The 3,344-nt window shown below is 47.6% G+C and carries 3 protein-coding genes; all 3 read right to left on the bottom strand.

The annotated features are described in order from the left end of the window. Positions 1-159: 159 nt before the first annotated feature. A complete protein-coding gene (locus tag NITLEN_RS17865; protein WP_146216116.1) occupies positions 160-804 on the bottom strand; it encodes a hypothetical protein in 645 nt (214 codons plus the stop codon). Between the two features lie 178 nt (positions 805-982). Then, positions 983-2,185 carry a S1 family peptidase gene (locus tag NITLEN_RS06320; RefSeq protein ID WP_121988764.1) on the bottom strand — a complete coding sequence of 401 codons (1,203 nt, stop codon included), beginning with the start codon at positions 2,183-2,185 and terminating at the stop codon, positions 983-985. A 4-nt stretch (positions 2,186-2,189) separates the two neighbouring features. Next, positions 2,190-3,314 (bottom strand): hypothetical protein, encoded by a 1,125-nt coding sequence (locus NITLEN_RS06315; protein WP_146216115.1) that lies wholly within the window; start codon positions 3,312-3,314, stop codon positions 2,190-2,192. Positions 3,315-3,344: the final 30 nt, after the last annotated feature.

The following is a 3,344-nucleotide window of genomic DNA, read 5'->3' as shown; positions in this document are numbered from 1 at the left end:
TCCCGACCCCTTTTATTCCATCCCCCGGCTCTGCTACTAGCGACCTTCATAATCTATTAATCTCCTGATTTGTATTGCTGTAAGTTCCCCTTTCATGTAGACCCTACCAATGGAGAACTTCTCGAGAATGGGGCCAACGTCAGCTTTTTCAGATCATGTCTACTGGCGTATTAAGGCGTTGACTTGCTCGGCGATTGGTGCCATTGCTGTGTCCATAATAAGAGTAATTGAAGACGCCGTGAGGTCGCCAGTATTGCATTTGATGTCGTTTTGATGGAGCTGTGCCGCCGACGTCTTGTCGTCAAGTGCAATCTCTTGGCCCCTTGGGTCTCGCAGGTACGCGCCTACCGTGAGTTCTCCAGAAGTTTCAGCGGACATTCCTGTACAAATGGCCCCTGGACTTAACGTTGATTTCTTCAATACAAGCTTGGTTACCACATACATATCTGGGGGGGGATTCACAGGTAACGATTCCCCTCCAGTTTCGGTTTGAACGGGTGGAAGTACTGTTAACCCGTATTGTCGTAAGAGCCGCCGAAGAGCTTCGGAGTATTCTTTTTGGGGGGGGCCATTCTCATGTCCAATATGTAGTATTTCAACAAATACAGTCTGGCCTGTGCAGATTCCAGGTATGAATAGAAGGAACATGATCATCCAGCAAGCCAAATTTCTTGCCCCAATATTTGCTTTAGAAATGGAAAATGACATCGGCCCCCTCTCCCCCTCATGCAGTAGTGTAATGAAACGTGTGGTACCTGTTTCGATGGGATAGCTGTAAGCTCCCCATAAATCGAGACAGGTCATAGGGAAAACGTTCTGGCAGAATAGCCACCTTTAGCCAGGAGGTTCTCCGTTTGCGTGTCCGGATCTAGGGGGGGATTTGTAATCGTAGATCAACCTGCGTCAGGATGTTTTGCCACCATGGCACCGTATTAAAAGCATAGTTTTGCCGCCTCTTTTCGGAACAGCAGCAGCTATTTCATTATTTGATATAGCCGTGTGCCTCCAAGACCGGCCTAATTTTTCCGATTGCTATGGCGTTGTTGTAGCCTATGTTTTCACGGCTTGCATTAAGCGATTGGAAATGCAACCCCACTATCTTGCCATCCGTCAGGCTCACTACAGGCGAGCCTGAATTGCCTCCCCAGGTCGATGCGGTGTAAGAGAACTTATCCGGGCCGCTGGTAGGATTGTACAGTACACTTCCAGGAGAGATTCTCTCTGCCGGGAATGGCACGCTTCTGTCTGGTGCTCCAAAAAGTAAGTTGATCTCTGTTTCAGTGAGAAAGGTACACGGGTGTAGATCTGTAGGTGTTTTTCCGTCGCAAGGCTCGGGTTTGGTGGGATAACCGATAGCAACAACTTGCAGGCCTTCTGCTGGTTGGTCTGAATCGGAGAAAGGCATTTGGCTAAAATCTTGATCAATCTTCAGAACAGCATAATCATCTTCTTCCCCTTCCCCCACAAGCTCGACTCTTAGGACTGTAGCTTCGATAGTCGGTGTTGGGGAATTGCACTTAGAATATTCCTTGGGGAACTGTACGGTCAGATGCTGGTTCTTAAGGAGATACCACTTGCCATCTACACCTTTATCAGCGTAGGAGGTTATAACGTGACGATTTGTCAGAACGTAGGGCCCTCCGACAGCAAAAGCAGTTGCTCCATTTTGCAGCCATTGTAACTTTCCATCTTGCTTGACCCCATATTGAACAAACATTCCAACCTTGGGTGCAAGTTGTGCCAATTCATTTTGTACTGGATCTAGGTACTCGTTCCACTTATCTTTCTCGGGCAGTCGCCACGGAGTGCTGTTGCAAATAGCCCATACCGGATATCGTAATGCTCTAATCGTCTCGTTTAGTACGATTAGTTCCTCTACAGAGCGTGCTTGTACTTCGTTTACAGCTGATTCTGCCTTTTCAAGCTTCTGGCGAGAACGCTCCAAATCGAGATCGCGCCTTACTTTCTCTTGGAGAGTCAGTGACTGATCACGGCTATTGTCATCTTTTTCTCGTGCAATTTGCTCTTGCCGAGCATGCACTGTCGCAGTTACCTCTGCCGCTGCAGCCTGAGCCTGTCGCACAGCCGTGCTGGGGGCCGAAATAACGTCGCCTAGCCATGCGTTGGCGGAAGTTGGGGGAAAGGCAATCACGAATGCTGTAAGAAGGAGCACCTTGGATCGCATGTTATTATTGTCTCAGAGTAGTCACTAATGCCCGCGCCGCCTTGTCTGCATCCTCATACTTTTTCTTGGCATCATTAAATTCAGCGATGAGCGCCGAAAGGAATGACGCTACTTCTTCCAGACTCATATCCGACTTATTTGCGAGTTCTAACAGTCTTTGCTCCGCAGCCAAAACGCCCTTTCGAATATCTTGGGGTTTCGGTGAAGAACGAAGAGCGTCGAACTCTGCAAGAGCATCATTAACCTTTAAGCCAATCTCTCTTATACGTTCATCGTCTTGAGCGGGCGAAATATTTGCGGGCACTTGAAAGATTTGCCGAAATAGCAGCGAAGGACGATGCAATGAAACTGCCATACGGTGTGACCAAGAGGCCGAAAGACGATCTTCAGATAATTCGGTTGTCATTACTTTCTTGAATTCGACATCTAATTCATTGACATATTTGGCAAACTTGTCCTTGGCCACATAATTATTCACTGTAGTGAGAGCAGCCTTAAGGAAAGCCTCTGTGGCTTGATATGCAGCAATTACCACGGGGATAAGGGCAGCTGGATTTTCGTCATAAGGGTTTATTGTCGGCGAAGGCTGCCACTTTCCCAAGACCGTTTTTACTTCATCCACACAGTTTTCAATTTGTGTCTTTGATTTTTCCCCCGGCTTAGTTTCTGGAACCTTTGGTGCAGCAATGGGGTTATTAAGAGCAGAGAAGCGCCCAAATTGACCGGCCAAAGTATCCTTGCCAGGAGCCATAATATCTCTTATGCCTGCCGAGTACGCCGAGGCATAGGAAAGCGCATTAGCTTCTCGGACCAGTGCTCCTTGTCCTGCACATGCATATCGAGCGAATGATGTCGTTGGGTCACTTGGTGAGAAATCTGGAGTCACTGCAACATCTTCAGGCCTAAGGCTTCTTGTTTGTAAGTAGTATTCAATGGCTTCGTACCTTCGAGTTCGAGGTCTTGTTTTTCGCTCGGCATCTAAGGAACTCTTTGCTGAGTTAATGGCTTTATCGAATGCTTCAACTGCAGACGTTAATGTCTCTGTTTTCTGCGTAGCCGTACATCCAGCTAAGTTAATAGAAGCTAGAAGTACGAGGCATGAAAGGTGTAGTGCTCGCAGCTTTCTCATAGAGCCTCCCATGTGCATGAAAAGGTGTCA

This window comes from Nitrospira lenta (genome assembly GCF_900403705.1).
Classification (GTDB): Bacteria; Nitrospirota; Nitrospiria; order Nitrospirales; family Nitrospiraceae; genus Nitrospira_D; species Nitrospira_D lenta.
The sequence above is the reverse complement of the archived record's forward strand: the minus strand, read 5'-3'. Positions and strand labels throughout refer to the sequence as shown.

Excerpts from the sequence above, each read along its gene's own strand:
- NITLEN_RS17865 (WP_146216116.1), bottom strand. The coding sequence starts at position 804 with ATGACCTGTCTCGATTTATGGGGAGCTTACAGCTATCCCATCGAAACA.
- NITLEN_RS06315 (WP_146216115.1), bottom strand. The coding sequence starts at position 3,314 with ATGAGAAAGCTGCGAGCACTACACCTTTCATGCCTCGTACTTCTAGCT.
- NITLEN_RS06320 (WP_121988764.1), bottom strand. The coding sequence starts at position 2,185 with ATGCGATCCAAGGTGCTCCTTCTTACAGCATTCGTGATTGCCTTTCCC.